Origin of the sequence: Sphaerobacter thermophilus DSM 20745, from assembly GCF_000024985.1 — a bacterium.
GTDB lineage: Bacteria > Chloroflexota > Chloroflexia > Thermomicrobiales > Thermomicrobiaceae > Sphaerobacter > Sphaerobacter thermophilus.
This window is the reverse complement of record NC_013524.1, coordinates 1-21,692: the sequence shown is the minus strand read 5'-3', so window position 1 is coordinate 21,692 and position 21,692 is coordinate 1. Positions and strand designations below refer to the sequence as shown.

The 21,692-nt window shown below is 66.6% G+C and carries 15 protein-coding genes; 5 read left to right on the top strand and 10 right to left on the bottom strand.

Annotation, left to right across the window (positions count from 1 at the left end):
- The first annotated feature begins 431 nt into the window (after positions 1-431).
- Positions 432-2,927, top strand: a complete 2,496-nt coding sequence (locus STHE_RS12415) for a M14 family metallopeptidase (RefSeq protein ID WP_012872935.1) — start codon at positions 432-434, stop codon at positions 2,925-2,927.
- 855 nt (positions 2,928-3,782) lie between these two features.
- On the opposite strand, the gene STHE_RS12405 is transcribed toward STHE_RS12415, so the two are convergent.
- The 4 genes from STHE_RS12405 to fdh form a co-directional block, all read right to left on the bottom strand.
- On the bottom strand, positions 3,783-4,268 hold the full coding sequence (locus tag STHE_RS12405) for a twin-arginine translocation signal domain-containing protein (protein WP_148220081.1): 486 nt from the start codon (positions 4,266-4,268) through the stop codon (positions 3,783-3,785).
- Between the two features lie 1,023 nt (positions 4,269-5,291).
- Entirely contained in the window at positions 5,292-6,323 is a 1,032-nt protein-coding gene (nrfD, locus tag STHE_RS12400; RefSeq protein WP_012872932.1) for an NrfD/PsrC family molybdoenzyme membrane anchor subunit, read from the bottom strand.
- Positions 6,324-6,469: 146 nt separating this feature from the next.
- Positions 6,470-7,342: a 4Fe-4S dicluster domain-containing protein gene (locus STHE_RS12395; protein ID WP_012872931.1), complete on the bottom strand. Its 873-nt coding sequence runs from the start codon at positions 7,340-7,342 to the stop codon at positions 6,470-6,472.
- The gene (fdh, locus tag STHE_RS12390) at positions 7,339-10,479 is read right to left on the bottom strand and encodes a formate dehydrogenase (RefSeq protein WP_425376005.1); all 3,141 of its coding nucleotides are present in this window, start codon (positions 10,477-10,479) and stop codon (positions 7,339-7,341) included. Before fdh ends, STHE_RS12395 begins: the two co-directional genes overlap by 4 nt.
- 375 nt (positions 10,480-10,854) lie before the next feature.
- On the opposite strand from fdh, the gene STHE_RS19665 reads away from it, so the two are divergent.
- From STHE_RS19665 to STHE_RS12370, 4 genes are all read left to right on the top strand, one after another.
- The gene (locus STHE_RS19665) at positions 10,855-11,214 is read left to right on the top strand and encodes a peptidase inhibitor family I36 protein (RefSeq protein WP_148220080.1); all 360 of its coding nucleotides are present in this window, start codon (positions 10,855-10,857) and stop codon (positions 11,212-11,214) included.
- Positions 11,190-11,924: an ABC transporter ATP-binding protein gene (locus STHE_RS12380; protein ID WP_012872927.1), complete on the top strand. Its 735-nt coding sequence runs from the start codon at positions 11,190-11,192 to the stop codon at positions 11,922-11,924. The genes STHE_RS19665 and STHE_RS12380 overlap by 25 nt, the downstream gene beginning before the upstream one ends.
- Positions 11,921-14,419, top strand: a complete 2,499-nt coding sequence (locus STHE_RS12375; RefSeq protein WP_012872926.1) for a hypothetical protein — start codon at positions 11,921-11,923, stop codon at positions 14,417-14,419. The genes STHE_RS12380 and STHE_RS12375 overlap by 4 nt, the downstream gene beginning before the upstream one ends.
- Positions 14,420-14,483: 64 nt before the next feature.
- On the top strand, positions 14,484-14,663 hold the full coding sequence (locus tag STHE_RS12370; protein WP_012872925.1) for a hypothetical protein: 180 nt from the start codon (positions 14,484-14,486) through the stop codon (positions 14,661-14,663).
- A 297-nt stretch (positions 14,664-14,960) separates the two neighbouring features.
- Here STHE_RS12370 and STHE_RS12365 read toward each other — a convergent pair whose 3' ends face one another.
- From STHE_RS12365 to STHE_RS12345, 6 genes are all read right to left on the bottom strand, one after another.
- On the bottom strand, positions 14,961-15,476 hold the full coding sequence (locus STHE_RS12365; protein ID WP_012872924.1) for an AmiS/UreI family transporter: 516 nt from the start codon (positions 15,474-15,476) through the stop codon (positions 14,961-14,963).
- Positions 15,477-15,582: 106 nt separating this feature from the next.
- A complete protein-coding gene (fmdA, locus tag STHE_RS12360; protein ID WP_012872923.1) occupies positions 15,583-16,833 on the bottom strand; it encodes a formamidase in 1,251 nt (416 codons plus the stop codon).
- A gap of 189 nt (positions 16,834-17,022) precedes the next feature.
- Positions 17,023-17,292: an FmdB family zinc ribbon protein gene (locus STHE_RS19660; protein WP_012872922.1), complete on the bottom strand. Its 270-nt coding sequence runs from the start codon at positions 17,290-17,292 to the stop codon at positions 17,023-17,025.
- Positions 17,293-17,433: 141 nt separating this feature from the next.
- On the bottom strand, positions 17,434-18,603 hold the full coding sequence (locus STHE_RS12355; protein WP_012872921.1) for a glycosyltransferase family 4 protein: 1,170 nt from the start codon (positions 18,601-18,603) through the stop codon (positions 17,434-17,436).
- A 518-nt stretch (positions 18,604-19,121) separates the two neighbouring features.
- Positions 19,122-20,657, bottom strand: coding sequence for an IMP dehydrogenase (guaB, locus tag STHE_RS12350; RefSeq protein ID WP_012872920.1), 1,536 nt, complete (start codon positions 20,655-20,657; stop codon positions 19,122-19,124).
- Between the two features lie 130 nt (positions 20,658-20,787).
- Positions 20,788-21,615, bottom strand: a complete 828-nt coding sequence (locus tag STHE_RS12345; protein WP_012872919.1) for a ParA family protein — start codon at positions 21,613-21,615, stop codon at positions 20,788-20,790.
- Between the last annotated feature and the right edge of the window lie 77 nt (positions 21,616-21,692).

The window sequence follows — 21,692 nt, the reverse complement described above, 5'->3', positions numbered from 1 at the left end:
CTCCCGGCGACCCCACGCAACGGGGCAGGCCCAGGAGAATCACGTCTCAGTGCAGAAGGGGCCGGCGCGACAGCGCCGACCCCGGAAATCCTCGACGCTTCGTAGCCAGCCATGCCGCGCGTAGTCTATGCCTCGGCGGGTCGTGGGCGCAAGATGAGCCCCGGACACCTGCGGCATTGCGCGGCGAGGAACATCCGATCCTCCCGGCATCGGCTTCCGCCCGATCCCCTGTGCTCCTCGCCGCCAGGTGGCACCCGACTCGACGCGAGCCGGCACCGCCCCGACGGCACCACGTGGACTAGCCGCGACTGACGTGGCTGTGCTGGTCCACAAGCCGTTCGGCCGGTGCTACAGTATCCCCGTCGCGCTGGATCCGGGGGCGGTGCCGCGCCGCTGCCGGGAGCACGCCCGCCGGGGAGGAGGCGTTGCCGATGGCTCAGCCCGCCGCCACGATCGTCGCGCCCGAGCAACGCTTCCGCTTCCGACCGGGCGACGACCGACGGCTGATCCGCTGGCCGGAGATGGTGCGCTACTTCGCCGACATCGCCGCGAGCAGCCCGCGGGTGCGCTGCGAGGAGCTGGGTCCGGACACCGGTGGGCAGCCGATCGCGCTCCTGACGATTTCGTCCCCCGACAACCTCGCCCGGATCGACGAGTTACAGGCGATCCAGCAGCGGCTGGCCGACCCACGCAGCCTCGACCCGGACGACGCTGAGCGTCTGATCGCCGCCGCGCGCTGCGTGGTTCTGGTCACCTGCGGCATCCACGCCACCGAGGTCGGCGCCGTGCAGGCCACGCCGGAACTGGTATACGAGCTTGCCACCCGCGACGACCCGGAGATCCAGGCGATCCTCGACAACGTGGTATTCCTCCTCATCCCCTCGCTCAACCCGTGGGGCATCGAGGTCGTCGCCGACTGGTACCAGCGCACGCGCGGGACGGCCGCCGAGGGGACTCCGCCTCCCACGCTCTACCACCCCTACGCCGGGCACGACAACAACCGCGACTGGTTTATGTTGACCCAGGTCGAGACGCGCACGGTGGTCGAGAAGGTCCACAACCGCTGGTTCCCGCGCATCGTGTTCGACCTGCACCAGATGATGGCCAACGGGCCGCGGTATGTGCTGCCGCCGTTCATCGACCCCTACGACCCGAACGTCGACCCGCTCATGGTCGCGGAGATCGCCGCGCTCGGGACCAGCATGGCGGCGGCGTTGACCGCCGAGGGGAAAGCGGGCGTCGCCACCGGGGTGATCTTCGACGCCTACTCCCCCTCGCGCGCCTATCAGCACTACCACGGCGGGGTGCGCATCCTGGCTGAGGCCGCCAGTTGCCGGATCGCAAGCCCTGTCCACCTCAAGCGTTCGGACCTGCGAGAGGTGCGTGGATTCGACCCGCACGTCGCGCGCGCGAACCACCCCTTGCCCTGGACCGGCGGCACCTGGCGGCTGCGCGACATCGTCGACTACCACAAGATCGCCATCTACGCCTGCCTGGGCCACGCCGCGGCGTTCCGTGAACGGTGGGTGCGCGGGTTCTGGCAGATCCAACAGCGCGCGGTGGCGCAGGCCACGCCGTTCGCCTTCGTGGTCCCGGCCAACCAGCGCGACCCGATCACGACGGCGGAGATGCTGCAGATCCTCCAGGACGGTCGGGTCGAGGTTCACCGGGCGCGGGCGCACTTCCGGGCCCACGGGGTCCACTACCCGGCCGGCTCGCACGTGGTGCTCCTGGCCCAGCCCTTCGGCCGCTACGCCAAGACCCTGCTCGAGGTCCAGCGCTACCCGGACCTGCGCGTCTCCCCCGGCGGGCCGCCACGCCCACCCTACGACATCACCGCCCACACCCTGCCGCTCTACATGGGAGTGGATGCGGTGCAGATCGACACGCCCTTCGAGGCGGACCTCGAGCGCGTCACGCGGGTCGCGCCGCCCCCTGGCACGGTCAGCGGGACGGCGCGGGCCGGTTACCTCCTCGGCTGCGAGACGAACGCCGCATACCGCGCCGTCAACCATCTGCTCGCCGCGGGAGCCACCGTGTGGCGGACCGGCGCGCCGATCCGTGCGGCGGGACGAGAGTGGGCCGCCGGGAGCTTCATCATCGAGGGGTTGTCTCGCGACGACGCGGCGGCGCTCGCCCGCGAGGCACACGTGCATCTGCACGGTCTGGCCTCGCGGCCGGCAGTGCCGCGTCGCCGCCTGCGCGCGCCCCGCGTCGGGCTCTACCGGAGCTGGCGGCCCAACGCGATCGACGAGGGCTGGACCCGCTTCATCTTCGAGCGATACGCCGTCCCGTACGCCACGCTGCGCGACCGCGACCTGCGCCAGGGCGATCTGCGCGACCGCTGCGACGTGATCGTGCTGCCGCAACAGCCGGCGCGCGACATCCTGGAGGGGAACGACCCCGGTGAGTACCCGGCTGAGTACGCGGGCGGCATCGGGCCGCTCGGAGCGGCCAACCTGCGCCGCTTCGTACAGGCAGGCGGCACGCTGGTGGCGCTTGATTCCGCCGGGGAGGTCGCGATCGAGCACCTGTACCTCCCGGTGATGAACGCGGTGCAGGGGCTGCCCGCGGAACTGTTCTACGCGCCGGGCGCGCTCCTGCGCCTCCTCCTCGACCCCCACCACCCGGTGGCCTACGGGTTCGAGCGCGAGACGGCGGTGCTCTCCGTCAACAGCCCTGTGTTCGAGCCGCTCAGCGACGACGTCGGCGTCGTCGGGCGCTACCCGATGACCAACCAGCTCCTCTCCGGCTGGCTGCTCGGCGCCGACCACTTGCGCGGCAAGGCGGCGCTACTCGATGTACCGGTCGGCGCGGGCCGCGTGATCCTCTTCGGCTTCCGGCCGCAGTTCCGCGCCCAGACTCGCGGCACCTATCGCCTGCTCTTCAATGCGCTCTACTACGCGACGCTGGAGCCGGAAGCGTAGCAGGCAGCCGCTGACGGTGTCTGTGGACGGTCCTTACACGGTAGTGCCAGCTAGGTGCCCGGCCCCGCTTTGTGTGGGCTGTGGAGGGCTACCAAGAACAATCGCACGCGTGCGGGCAAGATGACGCAGCCCCCAACGAACTCGCTTCGTCGGGGGCTGCGAACAAATCAGCAGACCAACGTCCCTAGCGTGAATTCTCGGGGGTAGGTCGTCCCGCTAGGTAGCGCCCGATGGTCACTCCCCCAGTCGCTCCAGCGAGGGTAAGAGCGATAACCAGAACCCAGTCCAGTAGCTCCAGCGTGGAGGCTGGCAGGCCCAGCATCGGAGCCAGCTGTCCGCCGATGACGAACCCGAGTGGTGCTAGTGCTAGGGCCCACCAGGACCCGGCGATCAGCCCGACCAGCAACCCGGCTAACACCGCTGAAAGCGGCACAGCCGAGAATCCGACTGTGCTTGCACCGGCTAGGAGCGAGAAGAGCGCAGCGCGCACCAGCCTCCAGTGCAAAGCAGTGCGCAGGTAGTGGAACATGTCGCCTCCTGCCTAGCAATAACACTTCGCCCACCACGAGTGGGTACAGCACCTGATTGCTGAGGCCATTCCGCACCAGCCGATAATACACGCTGCGCACGTCCAGAGCTGGAAACAAGAGAGCGCACACTCCGCGCAGTTCCAGATGATGCAACTACGGTCCCATGAATCGCAGAACCAACAGCAATTATTTTCGTGCCAAACTCCGCAGGAGCAATCCTTGCCACCACCAGTTCCGGGGTCAATGCCCGATGCAGGCTGGATCGCCCTGGTCTTGAATTGTCCGTCTGTGCTTGCTGCCAGGAGGGTCAGTGACTCCTCTCCGTTCACCGCATAGAGGAATGCTCGTGAATGCCAGGAATCCTCCGCTCCGGCAAAATGTGGAGCCCCGCGACGTACTTCTCATTGATGGCCCAGCCTATCGTCAACAACTCGGCACCATTCGCTAACGTGTGCCGTGCTGCCTTCAGTTCCTCTGCAGGCGGCAGTTCCTTATACGGTATGCTGGCTAGCACCTGCTTGACATCGCGGTTAGCACGGACCTGCGCACGCAGTGAGTGCAATGCCGCAGTCTCAAGGCGCTCGCTCCTCACCGTGGCAAAGGCGTCTGTCGGATTATGCGCCTTTCCAGGCTTCGCTGCCACACTCGGCAGCTTGCCGAAGGCCAACAGGCTACCCATCGCAGCAGCCGTACCAAGCTTGCGTAGGAAAGCGCGGCGGCTAGTGGTCGCCGGCATGCTAACGTCATCGAACAACCGCATCGCCTGGAAAGCTCGACGTGGCCCGAGCACACGAACCAGCTCTCGTGCCATGCCACGACCGGTCCATGCACGGACCTTGTCGCCATCAACGCGGAACAAGGTCGGTGTCCAGGGAGCGTCGGGACCAAGCGCGCGCTCGCGCCATCCTTGCACCTCAGGATCGCGCCGGTTGCGCGCCGTGAGCCGCCCGGCAGAGAGGGCTTCAAGGTCATGGGCCATCTTCGTACAGGTCGCACAATCGCCATCAAAGCCGAGGCAATAGTGCATCTTCCCCGTACGTGCCCCCTCTCAGCTAAAGAGGACGTGCCCAAATGGTAAAGGCTGGTAAATCCATAATAGCAGACACGCCGGTGAGGTCAAGCATCTTAAGTCTGCAATCAGATTACGACGTAGTTGTGAAGGCTGCATCCATGGTATGGGTCTTGAGTGCAACATTCCCCATCGGCCCCAATGCTCACACAGCTAGCGATCGCTGCAAGGTCGACCTGCCGTTGAATACAGCTATGAGGACCTGGGCGCTGACGTAAGAACCATTGCATGGGGGGTTATTCAAGCGGCCAGTCGATCAGCCGCTCGGTCCGGACACTGGTCCGCTCAAGCGTGGGCAGCAGTACCGAAGGGTAAGCAGCATTGGCCGCGGCGCCTTCGCCATTTAGGCGCCTAAGTTCGCCAGTGCATACGCGGCGGCTTGCAGGAATCATTGATCTGGTTCTTGCTCGACACGGCGAGGTACCCATTACGCCCGGCCATCGATGAACGTCGAGGATCTAACCGGCAAACCCGTCAGCAGCCCGCTCCATCACGCCTGTCATCCTGAGCGCAGCGAAGGATCTCGCGCGGGAGCGGCCATTCCACCCCGAGATCCTTCGCGCCGCCGGCCGGCTCCGCTCAGGATGACAGCGACCGGGCGACGGTGACAGCTCCGGTGCACCACGGTATTTCGTCAGTCTCGATAAGACGGCGGCGCGCCGCGGCCGCCACATGCACTGGGAGCGGCCGCCGCGCGGTGCTGGTCGAGTCGATACTAGTGCCGAAGACCGGGTTCAGTAGGGTATGCTGCACAGTCGCGCTGGATCAGGACCGGCGTGACCCGTTCTCGCGCGCCCGCGTCAGCTCGAACGTCGCCTGAGGGTCGTCGGCCGAGCGGTGGCCGGCGGTGACGATGAGGTAGCGGAAGAGCGCCCCGCCGATCAGCGTCAGGAGCGCGGCCAGCGCAGTCACCCCACGCGGCAGGCGGCGCCCCAGCCAGGCCCCTGGAGCCTGGATCAGCAGCGGGAGGCCAAGCCCGGTGCCGAGGACGCCGACGCGGTAGATACGGCCCAGACGGCCCTCGTGCATCGGCCGGGCGATGGTCTTGCCCGAGTTGAGCCGCAGCGCAGCCAGGAGCAGCGCCTCGACCCCCATCACGGCCGTCTCGAACCGTTCCAGCCGCCGCAGTGACCGGTGGCTGGCCCGTCCGGTCGCCGTCAGGATCAGCGTGATCGCCGCCAGGGCGTTCGACAGCGCGGACGCGATAAACAGCGGCCCCATCAGGAGGTAGTTCTTCGTCCAGAGCGGCACCGCGGTGGCGGCGAGCAGCACCCCCGTGTAGCCGCTGACGAAGAACGCCGGGAACTGCCCGAGGAACGCGATCGCGTGCGACGGCAGCCGCAGGAGCAGGCGCGCGACCAGCGTGCCGCGCCCGAAGAGACCGTCCTCCGCTGCCTGGATCAGGGCAGACAGCGTCGAGAAGGCGCCGAAGACCACCAGGCCCCAGGTTCCGACCGACATCGGCGAGCGAAACTTGAAGACCCGCAGCATGTGGTGGAAGCGCTCCGGCCGGCCCAGGTCGAGGATCAGCAGGATGGGGCTAGGGATGAGCGCTGCCAGGGAGAGATACCGCCCCGCGCGCACCACGGGCCGCTCCTCATCGCCACCGAACACATGGGCGATTCCGGCGATGACGTAGCTGGCCCCAGCGATGCCGCCGAGGAAGAAGTAGGTCGGGATCTCCCAGCGCCACGGCGCCCGGTGGATCACGGGGATGCCATAGTAGGTCTCTCGCGCCTCATCCCCGGCGCTGCGCCCGCCGCGCCGCCGCGTCTCCCATCGCCGCTCGTACGCCATCCTCCTCGCCTCCTCGTGCGTCATACGTCATCGGTCAACCGTCCCCCTCTCCCCCGACCCCTCTCGGACGGAGCCCACCAGGGGAGAGGGGAGCGGCACGGAACACGCAACACGGATGACGTATAACGCATGACGCACCCCGCATCTCACTTTCGTCGCAGCGACAGGATCGCCCCCACCGCGAACGCCACCGCCGCGAGAGCCGTGCTCACTGAGGCCGGGATCGTCTTGCGCTGCGGCAGTTCGGGCTGAGCGGGCAGGTTGTAGACCTCAGGCGGCGCGGTCAGGATGAAGAAGGCGTTCAGCCCGTCGATGCCGCCGGTACCGCCGACCGCCCGGTCGCCGTAAATGTGTGCCTCCTCCACGCCCTGCGCCCGCAGATCGGCCACCCGCTGCTTCGCCCGGTCCATCAGATCCTCGACCAGCCCGAACTGGATCGAGTCAGTCGGGCACGCCTTGGCGCAGGCCGGCTCCAGACCGTCGCGCAGCCGATCGTAGCAGAGCGTGCACTTGTGGGCCTTGTGGTCACCGACGCGCGCCCGGCCGTCGCCCAGGTCAAGGGCGATGACGCCGAAGGGGCAAGCCGGCACGCAGTAGCCACAGCCGTTGCAGACATCCTGCTGCACGACCACGGTGTCGAACTCGGTGCGGATGATCGCCCCGGTCGGGCAGGCCTCCATGCACCCGGCGTTGACGCAGTGCTTGCAGACGTCGCTCATCATCAGCCAGTTGGACTGGAACGCGCGCATCGACGTGGGGCGCCGCCCCTCGCTGTCGCTGATGCGCTCGATGAAGGCGACATGCCGCCAGGTCGTGCCACTGAGGTCGCCCGTGTTGTCGTAGCTGTAGCCAGTGAACCCGAACTCGTCCATCGGCAGTTGGTTCCACTGCTTGCAGGCGACCTCGCAGGCCTTGCAGCCGATGCACAGCGTCGTGTCGGTCAGGAAGCCCATCGCCCCTGGCCGGGCGCCGGTCGTACCCGTCCGGCCCGGTTGGTCGCGGATTACCTTGGTGCTCATCCGCGCCCCTCCTCGTCGGTGCTGCGCGTCAGCCGGCCCTTACGGAGATTGCAGGTGAACGCCTTCGCCTCGTGGATACGCGAGTTCGGGTCCTCGACCAGCGCGCTGAGGTCATTCGCGATGCCGCCCTTGGCGATGCCACTGTAGCCGAAGTGCCAGGGCATGCCCACCTGGTGGATCTTCTTGCCGTTGATCACCAGCGGCTGCAGGCGCTCGGTGACCAGCGCCCGGCTCTCCGTCTCGCCCCGGAGGGTCGAGATCACGACCCAGTCGCCGTTGTTGATCCCCAGTTCCTCCGCCAGCTCAGGACTGATCTCGACGAACCCGTGTGGCTGCAACTCGGCCAGCCAGGGCACGAAGCGCGACATGCCGCCCGCGGTGTGGTGCTCGGTCAGGCGGTAGGTCGTGATGACGTACGGGAAGCGCGGATCGCCGATCTCATGGTAGCGGTTGTCCGGGCGCTCCAGCAGGTTGGCGGCCGGGCTGCGCGGGTGCTCCGGATAGAGCGGGTTGCCGACCGGCGTCTCCCACGGCTCGTAGTGTGTCGGCAGCGGACCGTCCCGCAGCCCGGAGGCCGCGAAGAGCCAGCCCCGGCCATCGGCCATGTTGACGAAGGGCGCATCCCCGGGATGGGCATCGAGCCCGACCGCCCCCGGCGGGGGCGTGTAGTCCGGCGGCTTGGTGACCGGGAAGTCGGGTACGTCGTAGCCGGTCCAGCGGCCGGCCTCTTCGTCCCACCAGATCCACTTCTTGCGCTCGCTCCAGGGGCGGCCCTGCGGGTCCGCCGAGGCACGGTTGTAGAGCAGGCGCACGTTGCGCGGCCATGAGTAGCCCCACTCCAGCGACGCGCGCTCGTCGCCGCGGCGGTCCTTCGCCCGGTTGCGGCCCTCCTCCGGCATGATGCCGGAGTAGATCCAGCAGCCGCACGCCGTCGAGCCGTCGTCCCGCAGCGCGGTGTAGTCCGGCACCAGGCGCCCGTCAGCCACGGTGTAGCCGTTGATCTCCCTGACGATCGCCTCGACCACCGGCTCGTCGTGCGGCCCTTCCGTGGGATACTCCCAGGTAAGCGCGGCGATCTGCCGGCCCTTCGGCGTATCGTCCCCCTGATACAGCTCTTTCAAGCGGCGGCCCAGGTGGTAGACAAACCAGACCTCGGAGCGCACGTCGTCCGGTGGATCAATCGCCTTGTCGTGCCACTGCACCAGCCGCTGGGTGTTGGTGAAGGATCCCTCCTTCTCCCCGGGCAGCGCGGCCGGGAGCAAGAAGACCTCGGTCTTGATATCCTGCGGGCGCACCTTGCCCGCGCGGACCTCCGGCGCGTCCCACCAGAAGGCGGCCGTCTCGATCTCGTGCACGTCGCGGACGACCAGCCAGTCGAGGTTCGCCAGCCCCTCCCGGGCCAGGATGGCGTTCTGCCCACCCACGGCCGGGTTCATGCCCATGACGAACAGCCCCTTCATGATCCCGTCCTTCATCATCGGGATCATGGCCTGGAACGATGCGTCGCCGCCGATCTTCGGCACCAGGTCGTAGCAGAAGTCGTTCTCGGGCGTCGCCGCGTCGCCGTACCAGGCCTTGAGCAGGCTGACCAGGTAGGCGGGCGTGTTGTACCAGGCGCCGGTCATGGGCCGGTTGCGGCGCAGGTACGCGTCGAGGCTTTCGTCCCGCTCCAGCGCGGTCGCCATCGGCATCGGCAGATAACCGGGCAGGAGGTTGTAGAGCGTCGGGATGTCGGTGCTCCCCTGAATCGTTGCATGCCCGCGCAGGGCCAGGATGCCGCCCCCTGGCCGGCCGATGTTGCCGAGCAGTAGCTGCAGCAGCGCGCACGCGCCAATGGTCTGCGTCCCGTTCGTGTGCTGGGTCCAGGCGACCGCGTAGCAGAAGGCCGTGGTCCGGTCGCGCCCAGAGTTCTCAAGGATCGTCTCCGCCAGACGGATGAAGACGTCCTGCGGGATGCCGCTGATCCGCTCCACCATCTCCGGCGTGTAGCGCGCGTAGTGGCGCTTGACGATCTGGAAGACGCAGTTCGGGTCCTGTAGCGTCGGGTCGCGGCGGACCGGCTCGTCGAGGCGCCCGATGTACTCCGGCCGCGGCTCGGCCGTCTGCGCCTTGTCCTCGGACGCGGCAGGCCGCTCATCCTGTCCCGCGTATTGCCAGGTGTCGGTCTCGTACCGTCGCTCCTCGGGGATGTACCCGGAGAAGATGCCGCCGAGATCCTCCGGCCCCTGGTATTCCGGGTTGATGATGACCGACGCGTTGGTATAGTGCGTCACGTACTCCTTGAAGAACGGGTCGGTATTCCAGCGCTCGCTGTTGATGACGTAGTTGATCAGCCCGCCGAGCACGGCGAGATCCGTGCCGGCCCGCAACGGCACATAGAGGTCCGCCAGCGCGGATGTGCGCGAGAACCGCGGATCGACGTGGATCACCGTCGCCCCCCGGGTCTTGGCTCTCACGACAAAGCGGAAGCCGACCGGGTGGTTCTCCGCCATGTTTGAGCCCATGATGACGATGCAGTCGCTGTCCGCCAGGCTCTGCAGCGTCGTCGTCGCGCCTCCGCGACCGAGTCGGGCGCCCAGACCGGGCACCGTGCTGGAGTGTCATATCCGCGCCTGGTTCTCGATCGGGACGATCCCGAGCCCGCCCGCGAAGAGCTTCTTGATCAGGTAGTTCTCTTCATTGTCGAGGGTCGCACCGCCGAGGTGGCCGATGCCGAGGGTGCGATTCACGACGGTGCCGTGCTCGTCGGTCTCCTGGTAGGTCGCGTCGCGCGTCTGCTTGACGAGCTGGGCGATGCGCTCCATGGCCCAGTCGAGCGGGCGTTCCTCCCAGTGATCGCTGTACGGCGCCCGGTACTTGACTTTGGTAATCCGGTTCGGGCTGTAAACCAGGCCGTAGGTCGCCGCGCCCTTAGGGCACAACGTGCCGCCGTTGATGGGGCTCTCGTAGTTGCCCTCGATGTCGATGATGCGCCCATCCTTGGCGTACACGAGCTGAGAGCATCCGACGGCGCAGTAGGGGCAGACGCTGACGGTCACGTCGGCGCCGCGGATGCGCGAGCCGACCTGGCGCGTCTTCGAACTGATCGGGTTGGGAACCATCCCGACGTAGTTCTTGAGCCGGCCACCGATGCCCATGAGTCCCTCCCTGCGCGCATCCCACCCGAAGGTTGGCGCTGGCCAACGCCGATGGTGCTGAAGACGGGGCGGCGGATCACTGTCGGGGGAATGCCCCGCAGTCCGTGTGCCGCGCCGACGCGGACATTGTACGCGACAGTGCGGCGGGATAGAGCACGGAACCGAAGCACAGTAGTCGCTCAGACTAGCACCGCTTCAATGAAGCCCCTCGTATCACCCAACAGCAAGTTCACTCATTGACTTATCAGTATGCAGCAGGTTATCATGTCATCGTCCTATTATCACTGCATGCTGAATGGAGGTGTTCACGATGCGCGCCTGATGCAGGTCATGCGCCTTCTTTGGCTATCGGTATTCAGACATTAGAGGGAAACTGTGCACAAGAAATCCCTACTCGTAGCGCTCGCACTGGCCCTCTCATCCGTTGCCGCGGCTGGGAGCGTACAAGCAGAACTCGAGGAATGCGATAGCGGACATGTGTGCATGTGGGGAAACACTGACTTCAACTGGCTGATTGGTGAGCGCCCGAGCGGGGGAGGTCTAGTAGCCCTGTCTGGCGCCGCGAACAACCAGATGGACTCTTGGGCCAACGGCAGCAACACCAATGCAGCGGGATACGACAACTGGGATGGCACAGGAGACTGCCAGACGTTCCATGCATTCGGACGTGATAACAACGTTGCCTTCTGGAACAGCGATGAGGTCTCTTCATGGCGAACCAACAGAGGTTGCTGACCACGACCGGGAGTCTCGGCCCGCCTGCCCTGCTCGACGTCTCGGGGCTGCACAGGGCATTCGTGACGCCGGCGGAGACGGTGTGTGCGGTCCGTGACGTGACGTTCTCCGCGTATGCAGGCGAGTTCGTATGCATCTACGGCGCTAGTGGCTCGGGCAAGTCCACGCTGCTCAACTTGATCGCTGGGCTGGACGTGGCGGACAGCGGGACGATCCACGTGAACGGCGTCGATGTCGGCGCCCTCGACGAGGGGGGCCGGGCACGCCTGAGGCTGGAGACGATTGGGGTCGTCTTCCAGGATCACCTGCTGATCGATGAGTTCACCGCCTGGGAGAACGTGGCACTGCCACTGGAGGTACGCGGTTTCACAGGAGCGGAGGCCAGGGCCTCAGCCCTGGCCGAGCTCGAGCGCGTCGGGCTGGCCGGTCTTGAGGACCGGCTGCCCAGCCAACTCTCGGGAGGGCAGCGACAGCGCGTCGGGATTGCCCGGGCACTCGTCGGCCAGCGCCGCGTCTTGCTGGCCGACGAGCCAACCGGCTCCCTGGACTCAGCCAACTCACGCGCGCTGTTCGCCCTGATCCGCAAACTGTGCGACCAGGGCACGCTGGCCGTCGTCTGTTCGCACGACCCGATGTGTCAGGAGTTCGCTGATACGGTGTACGAGATGGTAGACGGGCGTTTGCGTCAGCGGGAGGTCGCACGGCTATGAGAGGCGTGGCCACCCTGCGCGTCGGACGCCGGTTCATGCGCAGCCGCTCTTTGGCGACCTCCACCTGGTTAATGGCGGCGGTCAGTGCCACCGTGGTCGCGCTCTTCATCGGGATGAGTGCGCTCACCCTCTCCGGCGACCAGATCGTGGAGCGGGAAATGGGGCGCTTCGCCTTTCGGTCGTATCTGGGCAATACACTAACCCTGACCCCCAAGAACGCCTCGATCGCAGCCGAGATTGAGGCGACGGCACTCGCAGGTGGTGCGACCGCACCGATGGTCACGGTGACCTCGGTAGACGTGGAGCCAGCTCAGGTTGACCCACCAACCACGTGGTTCACCGAGGCCGACTGGGAACGCAGTCCATTCCCCAACCGGTATGTCCTCCTCCGCGGTCGTTGGCCCGAGCAGCCCGGTGAGGTCGTCGTGGCTCATACCTCGAACGGATCGCTCGCAGAGCTCTGCGAAGAACTTGCCGTGCTCGCCGGGCATGAGCGGTTCACCGTGGTTGGCATCGTTGACGACCGCTACGGCGACTACCACGCGATCCTGGCGGCACCGGGCACCTTCGCCAGCATCGGGGAGGCAGCTCTCCGCAACTTCCCATCCATTAGCGCAATGTTGACTCTCTTTTGGGAGGGAAGCCAACGCCAGTCGGTCATCGACGCGGTGAGCGACTTCCTCTCCCGCGAGCTCGGTCAGCCGAGAGATGACGTGGCTCTCGCTGTCGCGGCGACAACCCAGGATCGATCGGACGTCAGTCGCACACGGCGGACTCCCTGGATTGAGCGGATTCCAGCGAGTTACGGGATCCCGGCTCTGCTGCTCCCCTTCTTGGCATCGCTGGCGACCTTTGGACTCAGCCAGCGACGGCTCCACCGGAGCGGCACCCTGCTCGTGGCCCTTGGGCTGCCACCCGGCCGTGCGGCGAAAGCTATCGGCATAGCAGTGACCGGATGGCTCATGGCGTCGCTTGCAGCCGGCGTGGCAGTGGGTGCGGTAATTGGGCTCATCGCCCGCGGCGTCTTATCACGCTTTCACCTGTGGGCACAGCCGCTCAGTCCCTTCCCCAGCCTGCTCGATCCGATACTCAGGCTCGGTATATCCGCCGCCGCTGCATGTCTTGTCGGCACTGTGTGGATCCGGTTCGCCGTGGTCAACCGGCAGCCATCGTCCGTACCGGAAGCACCGACCGCGCGCCCCTCAGCGTCGCGGGCCCGACGCTATGGAGAGCACGCCCGGCACGGTGCGGCGACGCTCGCCGCTTGCGCCGCGATCCTGCAGACGCCTCACGTGGACACCGCCGCCGACCCCATGGTCCTCGCTGGTACTATCGCCGTCGGAGTCCTCCTCTTAGTCCCCGAGGTCGTCGACCAGGCAATGCGTCTGCTTCCGAACACAGGCCCGCGTCTGCGTCTAGCCCGCCAGCAGCTCGTGCATAACCGCAGCCGCACTACGATCGCGGTCGCTGCGCTGGCCGCCGTGCTCGGTCTCCCACTGGGGTATGTCATCCTCTTCGACGCCATGATTAAGACCGGCCAGGAAGGACTCGCTCCGGATGTCGCCCCTCACCAGGTCCTGGTGAGCGAGACTGGTGGAAAGTTCCAAGCCCCAACGCCTGAGGTACTCGCGGTGGTGCGGGAACAACTCGGGGTATCGCGCCCGACCGTGCAGATCCGCTATCTATGGGGAGAGCACGGGCCAGTAGCGGTCGATGGCAGCGGTCTCGGCGCGGTACTCGCGCTCGACACGTTGGACGACGTCAGCCGGCTCATCGGGCGCCCCCTGACCGAGACGGAGCAGACAGTACTTGTTGACGGCGGCATGCTCGCATGGGACGACCGCGAGGGCCGCGAGCGCGTGCTCGTCACACCCACGGCAGTGGGAGCGGAAGAGGTGCGCCTCCCCGCGGTCGCGGCGAGCCTCCATCCTGCCTGGCGGATGAGCACCAACGGCGTCCTGCTAACCGCGACCGCGGAGCGGCTCGGCCTACCGATCATGGACGGTGGGATCGTGTTCACCGATGTCTCAGACGCCGACGCGCGGGCCGCGCGGCGGGCGGTTCTCGACGCGGGACTGGACCCGCGTCAGGTTGTCCTCTACGAGACGGTCAACCCCTTCGTGCCACGGGCATACTTCACTGCCGCCGCCGGGCTCATGCTCGTCGTGCTGCTCTGCGCCGTCGCAGTGGCACGCGCCCAGGTGCTGACGCTGCGGCGCTACCTGGGTACGCTGATCGCGATCGGGCTGACGCCGACCTGGGCGCAGCAGGTCGTCCTTGCCCAGAACACGTTCTTCGTCGCCGTGAGCACCGTCGTCGTCCTGGCGCTGGCGATCCCCCCGGTCGTGGTCACGGCCATGGTCATGCCCAACTTCGTGCTCAGCATCCCCTGGCGAGTCATCGGCGTGGTGATCGCCGCCTTCTACCTCGCCGTGCTGCTCGCCACCGTCCTCTCCTGCCGCCAGATCCGCGCGTCGGATCGCGTCGCGCTGTGAGGGGGCAGAGCGAGCAATCGGCGGGGATGACTGGCCCCGCCATTCGTCGAAGGGAGCCTGACGGGTGCTGGCGAAGATCGGAGTCACGATTCTGATCCTGGCGACCGCGTTCGCGCTCCTCTTGCTGCTGGGACCAGCCATTGGGGCGATTGGGTCGATGGAACTCGAGATCGGCCTTCTGCTTGTCGTGATCGCACTGGTGGTCGCGTTTACCTTGATCGACCGCCGATCAAGGAGACCATGACGCTGAGCACGATGCCGAAGTCCGACGGTTGAGCCGTTGCAGATAACCTCACCCGACCGTCATGCGCCACCGAACGCATGACGGTCGGGGCGATCTCGGCGGACACCAACCCGCTCGCGGACTGGGCTACCGCTGCGGACGCGGCGTGCTCCCGTCCGGTCAGGGTCACCGCATTGAAACCTTCGGGGTGACACCCCGCGTGACGATCCGTGCCCTCTCCTGAGTGGCGATGCTCATCCGCCAGTCAGGGCCGACGGAGCCTCACCGACTCCGTGCGATGCCCGCGCTCCCGACGCCCTACAGCGCCATGTAGCCGCGCAGCAGCAGGTAGGCCGGCAGCCAGGCGGTGGCGATCCCGACGGCCAGCGTCAGCACGCCAACGAGTTGGACCCCGACCCGCTTGGGCACCAGGAGTGCCCAGTAGAGGAACCACAGGACGGCCCAGGCGAGCCAGTTCAGCCCCAGCCAGTAGTCCCAGGTGGTGGTTGCACCCCGCAGCAGCTCGATGCTGATCGGGAGTGCCGTGATGGCCACGAACAGGCTGTACCAGCCGAGACCTCGCCCATCAGTCTGGAGGAAGCGATTTATCCCTATCCAGATGTAGGTGAACGAGAACAGGAGGACCAGCGCGCCGAACCCGATGTCGTCGAAGGTCGCCCCGCCGCGGAACGCGCTGACCAGCGCCGCCAGCAGCGTCACGCCGCCGACGAAGAAGTTGATCACCGCGATCTCGCGGTCACCAATCCGGCCGAGGAGCCAGAGCCCGTTGAGGAACAGAACGGCTCCCACCCAGAGAAGAATCAACGCGATCATCGGCCTGCTCACACTTCCCGTGGCAGCAGTCACGGATTGCCCGAGTATAGAGACGGGGTACGGGCGCGACCCCAGCGAACCGGGGTCGCGCCGTTCGGCTCCGAGGCTAGGTGCGCGCGGCGGAGCCGCGGTTGGCCATGGTCGGCCCCTGCGCGTTCGGTCGGATGTCGAACTCGAAGATCTCGACCGGCAGGTAGAGTGAGCAGCAGGCGTTCGGGATATCGACGACCCCGCTGATCCGCCCCTCGATCGGCGCGGCACCCAGCAGCAGGTACGCTTGCTCGCCCGAGTAGCCGAACTTCTTCAGGTACTCGATGGCGTTCAGGCAGGCCCGCCGGTAGGCAACAGTGGCGTCGATGTAGAGGTTCTCGCCGCTGTGCTCATCTACCGAGAAGCCGATGAACGAGAGGAAGGTCGAGTACCGCGGCTCCACCGGGCCCGGGATGAAGACCGGGTTCGTGGTGATGCCGTACTTGTTCATGCCGTCCTTGATCAGGTCGACTCCGAAGTCGATGAAGCCACCCATCTCGATCGCGCCGCAGAAGGTGATCTCCCCGTCACCCTGCGAGAAGTGCAGGTCGCCACCGGAGAGCTTGGCGCCTGGCACGAAGACGGGGTAGTAGACGCGGGCGCCGCGGGTGAAGTTCTTGATGTCGTGGTTGCCGCCGTTCTCGCGCGCCGGCACCGTGCGCGCACCCTCACGCCCGATCCGCTCGAGCTCCGGCCCTGTCAGTTTGCCGGCCAGCACACCGTCCGGCTCCGGCGGTAGCGCCAGGGGCGGCACGCGGTTCGGGTCCTTCTCGATCAACGCCCGCTCGCGCCGGTTCCACTCCGCCAGCAACTCGTGCGAGGGAGCGGTGCCGAAGAGGCCCGGGTGCGTGATCCCGGCGAAGCGTACGCCGGGGATATGACGCGACGTCGCGTAGATCCCGTGGAAGTCCCAGATCGCTTTGTAGGCATCGGGGAAGTGGTCAGTGAGGAAACCGCCGCCATTGTGCTTGGCGAAGATCCCGGTGTAGCCCCAGCCCTGGCCCGGCGCGGGTCCCGTCGTTTCAGTCTGAATCGGACCGATGTCGAGGATATCGACGACCAGCAAGTCACCCGGTTCGGCCCCTTCGATCTCGATCGGCCCGCTGAGCATGTGCGCCACGTTCAGCTTGGCATCCCGCACGTCGGCGGCGCTGTCGTTGTTGCCGATCTGACCGTCGGTCCACTCGCGACACTCGACCCGGAAATCCTGGCCCGGCTTCACTGATGCGACGGCGGGGATGTCCGGGTGCCAGCGGTTGTGTCCCGGAACGTCCTGATCGCGCATCGACTTGGTCTGATCAATCTTGAAGACGACCTCGGGTGGCATGACTGCGTCTCCTCTCGGGAATGCGTCACACGGACGCCTCCACTACATGCACGGTGAGCGACGCGGCGGCCGTTCTCTCCCTCCCCTCTGATACGTCATGTCGGCTAGTCCGCTTCGTCAGCGCCCGCACGGCGCGCTGCGCGATGTCTAGAGACTGCATCGCACCCCGATCGGGGTGCGATGCAGTCTCTAGTGCACGTGATTGCCATGGACGTGAAACGGACGACCTGGGAACCCGCCGGGTGGTCGGGTGACGACCTCCGGCTCATGCGCGCTGCGCTCTTCCAACGTCAGAGCCTGACGCAAGCCCGGCGAGGTCCGGTAGAGCCCGGGTGGAGTCAGGACGCGCTGCCCCGGCACTGAACACACCGGGCAGAGTGCCGGTTCCTGTGCCTGGGCAAAGGGGCGGCGGACATCGAAGGGGCCGCAGGTGTCGCAGCGGAAGGCATAGAGTGGCATGGGACGCACCTCGTATTCGCTGGAAGCCGCGCAAGGTGGTGAACGGTGCGCGGATCGTCCATTCTCCGCCGATAGGTGGTGATACTACCCAGTGTAGCGTCGATTTGCGGGATGTCAAGCCGCCTGGCCCCATTGCCGCCGCTACTCGCCGACCGGCACCGCCTGCTCCTCGACCTTCGGCATCACCAGGTCCTGCTTGGCCGCCAATGGCACCACCCGATCAGCCGCTCCGCCCTGCTGCTGGGGCAGGATGGTGAGGGCCGGTCGCGCAGCGACTTCGGTCGCGAGCACGCGCTCGTAGATCGCCTCGTAGCCGTCGGTCATCGCGGCCGCCGAGAACTTCGCCTCGACATGCGCGCGGCAGGCCCGACGGTCGATCCGCTCCACCTGCGAGACGGCCTCGGCCATCTCCTCCAGCGAGTCGCAGATGAAGCCGGTGACACCATCGACCAGGACCTCTTCCACCGATCCGCCACGCAGCGCGATGACCGGCGTGCCACACGCCAGAGACTCGGTCATGACGATTCCGAACGGCTCCGGCCACTGAATCGGGAACAATGTGGCCAGGGCCCCACCGAGCAAGGCCGCCTTGGTCGGCTCGTCCACCTCGCCCAGGAACTCCACGCCCCCGCCCTCGAGGATCGGCAGGAAATGCTCATCGGCCCAATCGGCATCGGCCGGATCGATCTTGGCCGCCACCTTGAGCGGCAAGCCCACCGCGCGTGCCACCTTCACCGCCTCGATCGGCCCCTTCTCCGGCGAGATCCGCCCGAGGAAGACGAGATAGGGCGGGTCTTCCGGCTCATCGCGGAAGGGGAAGTGCTCCAGCCGGATGCCGTTGTAGACCGTCCCAACCCAGTTCAGCGGCAGATCGCGCACCGGCTTCCGCTGGCTGTGGCTGATACTGACGAGACGCTGCTCGGAGAAGCGGGACAAGACCCGCCGGTATTCCGGCAGGTCGAGCCGACCATGCATGGTGGACACCGTCGGAACCGCCGACGCGCGCGCGAAGGGGAAGCCCAACACGTCAACGTGGGAGTGGATGATGTCGAACTGGTCGGCCTGGGCATAGACCTCTTCGAGCATCGCCACGTGCAGCGGCAGCGGTTCTTTGATTCCCGCGAGCCGGATCCCGGCCTCCGCCATCGGCGCCAGCCGAGCTGAGGTGATTGAGTCCGCCGTCGCGAACAACGTGACATCGTGCCCCCGCCGCACGAGTTCTTCCGTCAGCGCGTACACGACGCGCTCCGTCCCGCCATACAACCGCGGCGGCACGCGCTCGTACAGCGGTGCGACTTGCGCGATTCGCATCGCACTGATCCCTTCTCCCACGACCGCACGGGGTGCACAAAGGACTCAGCACCCGCCCGCGGGCGGGCGCCCAGAATCGCCCGTGGCGCGCACCGAATTACGGTGCCAGCACGGCAAACCCGCGCCACCGGGCAGGAGAATCAATCGTTGTGCGCCCCTGGTCTACCGAATGAGTCACCCTCCCCCACTCCGGGGAGTTTGTCCCTCCCTGCCGTCCGCCCGTTTCTATGCACATCCCGTGCCTGAGAGGCACAGGAACATGCGGCCGGACGCACAGAGGCAGACCCTCTGAATCAGAGGGAAGCGGGGTTCTTCCCTCATGACGACTTCGAGGATCGCGCCCGTAATGATATATAGAACGTGAGCCTATTCGTGTCAAGGTAATGGCCGCGGACGCCATCATGCTGCGGTAGCGTGCCTGCACGTGGCGGCGCTAACCCGGGAGACCGCCTCGCATGAAAAAACCCCCGCTCCCGTACCGGGAGCGGGGGTCGGTGCACGGAAACTGGTGCGTCGCGCTACCGCACAACGCGGTAATTGGGCGCCTCCTTGGTGATGACCACGTCATGCGGGTGGCTCTCACGCAGCCCGGCGGAGGTGATTTGGATGAAGCGGGTCTTGGTCTGCATCTCGGAGATCGTCGCCGCACCGCAGTAGCCCATCGAGGACCGGAGCCCGCCGACGAGCTGGTAGAGCGTGGCGGAGAGCGGGCCCTTGTACGCGACCCGACCCTCGATCCCCTCCGGCACGAACTTCGCCAGGCTCTCGACATCCTCCTGGAAGTAGCGATCCTTGCTGTAGGAGCGCGCCTTCATCGCGCCCAGGGAGCCCATGCCGCGGTACTCCTTGAAGCGCTCCCCCTGGTAGAGGATGACCTCGCCCGGACTCTCGTCCACCCCGGCGAGCAGGCTCCCAAGCATCACCGTATCGGCCCCTGCCGCGATCGCCTTGGCGATATCGCCCGAGTACTGGATCCCGCCGTCGGCGACCACTGGTACACCCGCCGCGCGGGCGACCCGGGCCACGTCCATAATCGCCGTGATCTGTGGCACGCCGATCCCCGCCACGACGCGGGTCGTGCAGATCGACCCGGGCCCGACGCCCACCTTCACGGCGTCGGCCCCCGCCTCGATCAGCGCCTGTGCCGCCGCGCCGGTGGCGATGTTCCCGGCAATGACGTCGATATCCCAGCGTCGCTTGATGGCGGCCACCATCTCGATCACGCCGCGGGAGTGGCCATGCGCGGTGTCCACCACCAGGACGTCCACCCCCTCTTCGATCAGCGCGGCCGCCCGATCCAGCGCATCGGCACCGACGCCGACCGCCGCCCCGACCCGCAGCCGTCCCTGCGCGTCCTTGGTCGCGTTCGGGTACTGGATGCGCTTCTGAATGTCCTTTACCGTGATCAGCCCCTTGAGGTAGCCGTGCTCGTCCACCACCGGGAGCTTCTCGATCTTGTGCTGGTGCAGGATCTCTTCGGCCTGCTCGAGCGTGGTGCCGACCGGGACCGTGATCAGGTTCTCCTTGGTCATGAGGTTGGCGATCGGCTGATTGACGTCGGTCTCGAAGCGCAGGTCACGGTTGGTCAGGATGCCCACGAGCTTCCCGTGCTCATCGGTGATCGGCACACCCGAGATGTGGTAGTGGGCCATCACCGCCAGCGCCTCGCTCACCGGATCGTCCGGCTGGAGTGTGACCGGCTCGACGATCATGCCCGACTCGCTGCGCTTGACCTTGTCGACCTCGGCCACCTGCTCCTCGATCGACATGTTGCGGTGCAGGATGCCGATGCCCCCCTCGCGCGCCATGGCGATCGCCATGCGACCCTCGGTGACGGTGTCCATCGCGGCAGACACGATCGGGATCTTCAGACTGATGCGCCGGGTCAGGCGCGAGTCCGTTCGCGCGTCCTTGGGCAGGACGCTCGACTCCATCGGCACGAGCAACACGTCATCGAACGTCAGGCCGACACCCACGACCTTCTCTGCGAATACCTCGTCCAGACTCGGCGCCTCGAGCAGTTTCGCTACCTCCTGGTCCCGCATCACCGTCATGGATCACTCCCTTGCGTGCTTCGCCTTGCGTATCGCGTACGACGTACTGCGTATCAAGCGCTAGACGTTCCTGGTCACGGATCACACCAGACGGAGTACGCAACACGCAGTACGCAACACGTCGAGCGCCTCACGGCGTCGCCTCCCCGCGCGCAGCCGCCGCGCCCACCTCTTTGTCACTCTCGTCGCTCGCCAGCCCGAGCCGGGCCGCCACCTCGCCGCCAAGGAAGGTATAGGCCGCCGCGGCGCGAGACGCAGCGTCGTACTCGAAGATCGTCTGGCCAAAACTGGGCGCTTCCGCCAGTCGCACCGTGCGCGGGATCACCGACCGGAACATCCGAGTCGGGAAGAAGCGCTGGACATCGTGCACGACCTGCGCCGACAGGCGCGTACGCGCGTCGTACATCGTCATCACCACGCCCAGGATGTCGAGCGACGGGTTCAACCGCCGCTTGACCAGGTCGATCGTGTTGATGAGCTGCATCAGACCCTCAAGCGCCAGGTACTCACACTGGATGGGGATGATGACCTCGTCGGCGGCCGTCAAGGCATTGACCGTCAGCAGGCCAAGCGACGGCGGGCAGTCAATCACGATGGCATCGTAGACCGCGCGCGGTTCCGCCAGCGCTTCCCGCAGGCGGAACTCTCGGTTGCGCACCCCGACCAGCTCGACCTCAGCCCCGGCCAGGCTGGCGTTGGCCGCGAGCAGATCCAGCCGCGGGCGGACGGCTTCGAGCAGGCACTCGACCACCGGCTGGCCCTCGATCAGCACGTCGTAGCTGGAGCGCTCGACCCCGTGCTTGTCGACGCCCAGGCTGCTGGTAGCGTTGCCCTGAGGATCAAGGTCGATGAGGAGAATTCGCCGGCCGCGGCGCGCAAGATCGGCTGAGACGTTGACTGCCGTCGTCGTCTTGCCGACGCCGCCTTTCTGATTCGCTAGAGCCAGGACCCGCGACACACCGCTCTCCGCTCGCGCCCAAGTTAATTGATGAAGTCTACAGGGTCCCTACCCCTATGTAAAGACCCCCGGATAAT

What these genes read in the sequence shown, in the direction of transcription:
- STHE_RS12415 (WP_012872935.1), top strand. Translation starts at nt 432, where the DNA reads ATGGCTCAGCCCGCCGCCACGATCGTCGCGCCCGAGCAACGCTTCCGC.
- STHE_RS12405 (WP_148220081.1), bottom strand. Translation starts at nt 4,268, where the DNA reads ATGGCACGAGAGCTGGTTCGTGTGCTCGGGCCACGTCGAGCTTTCCAG.
- nrfD (WP_012872932.1), bottom strand. Translation starts at nt 6,323, where the DNA reads ATGGCGTACGAGCGGCGATGGGAGACGCGGCGGCGCGGCGGGCGCAGC.
- STHE_RS12395 (WP_012872931.1), bottom strand. Translation starts at nt 7,342, where the DNA reads ATGAGCACCAAGGTAATCCGCGACCAACCGGGCCGGACGGGTACGACC.
- STHE_RS12380 (WP_012872927.1), top strand. Translation starts at nt 11,190, where the DNA reads ATGGCGAACCAACAGAGGTTGCTGACCACGACCGGGAGTCTCGGCCCG.
- STHE_RS12375 (WP_012872926.1), top strand. Translation starts at nt 11,921, where the DNA reads ATGAGAGGCGTGGCCACCCTGCGCGTCGGACGCCGGTTCATGCGCAGC.
- STHE_RS12365 (WP_012872924.1), bottom strand. Translation starts at nt 15,476, where the DNA reads ATGATCGCGTTGATTCTTCTCTGGGTGGGAGCCGTTCTGTTCCTCAAC.
- fmdA (WP_012872923.1), bottom strand. Translation starts at nt 16,833, where the DNA reads ATGCCACCCGAGGTCGTCTTCAAGATTGATCAGACCAAGTCGATGCGC.
- STHE_RS19660 (WP_012872922.1), bottom strand. Translation starts at nt 17,292, where the DNA reads ATGCCACTCTATGCCTTCCGCTGCGACACCTGCGGCCCCTTCGATGTC.
- STHE_RS12355 (WP_012872921.1), bottom strand. Translation starts at nt 18,603, where the DNA reads ATGCGAATCGCGCAAGTCGCACCGCTGTACGAGCGCGTGCCGCCGCGG.
- guaB (WP_012872920.1), bottom strand. Translation starts at nt 20,657, where the DNA reads ATGACGGTGATGCGGGACCAGGAGGTAGCGAAACTGCTCGAGGCGCCG.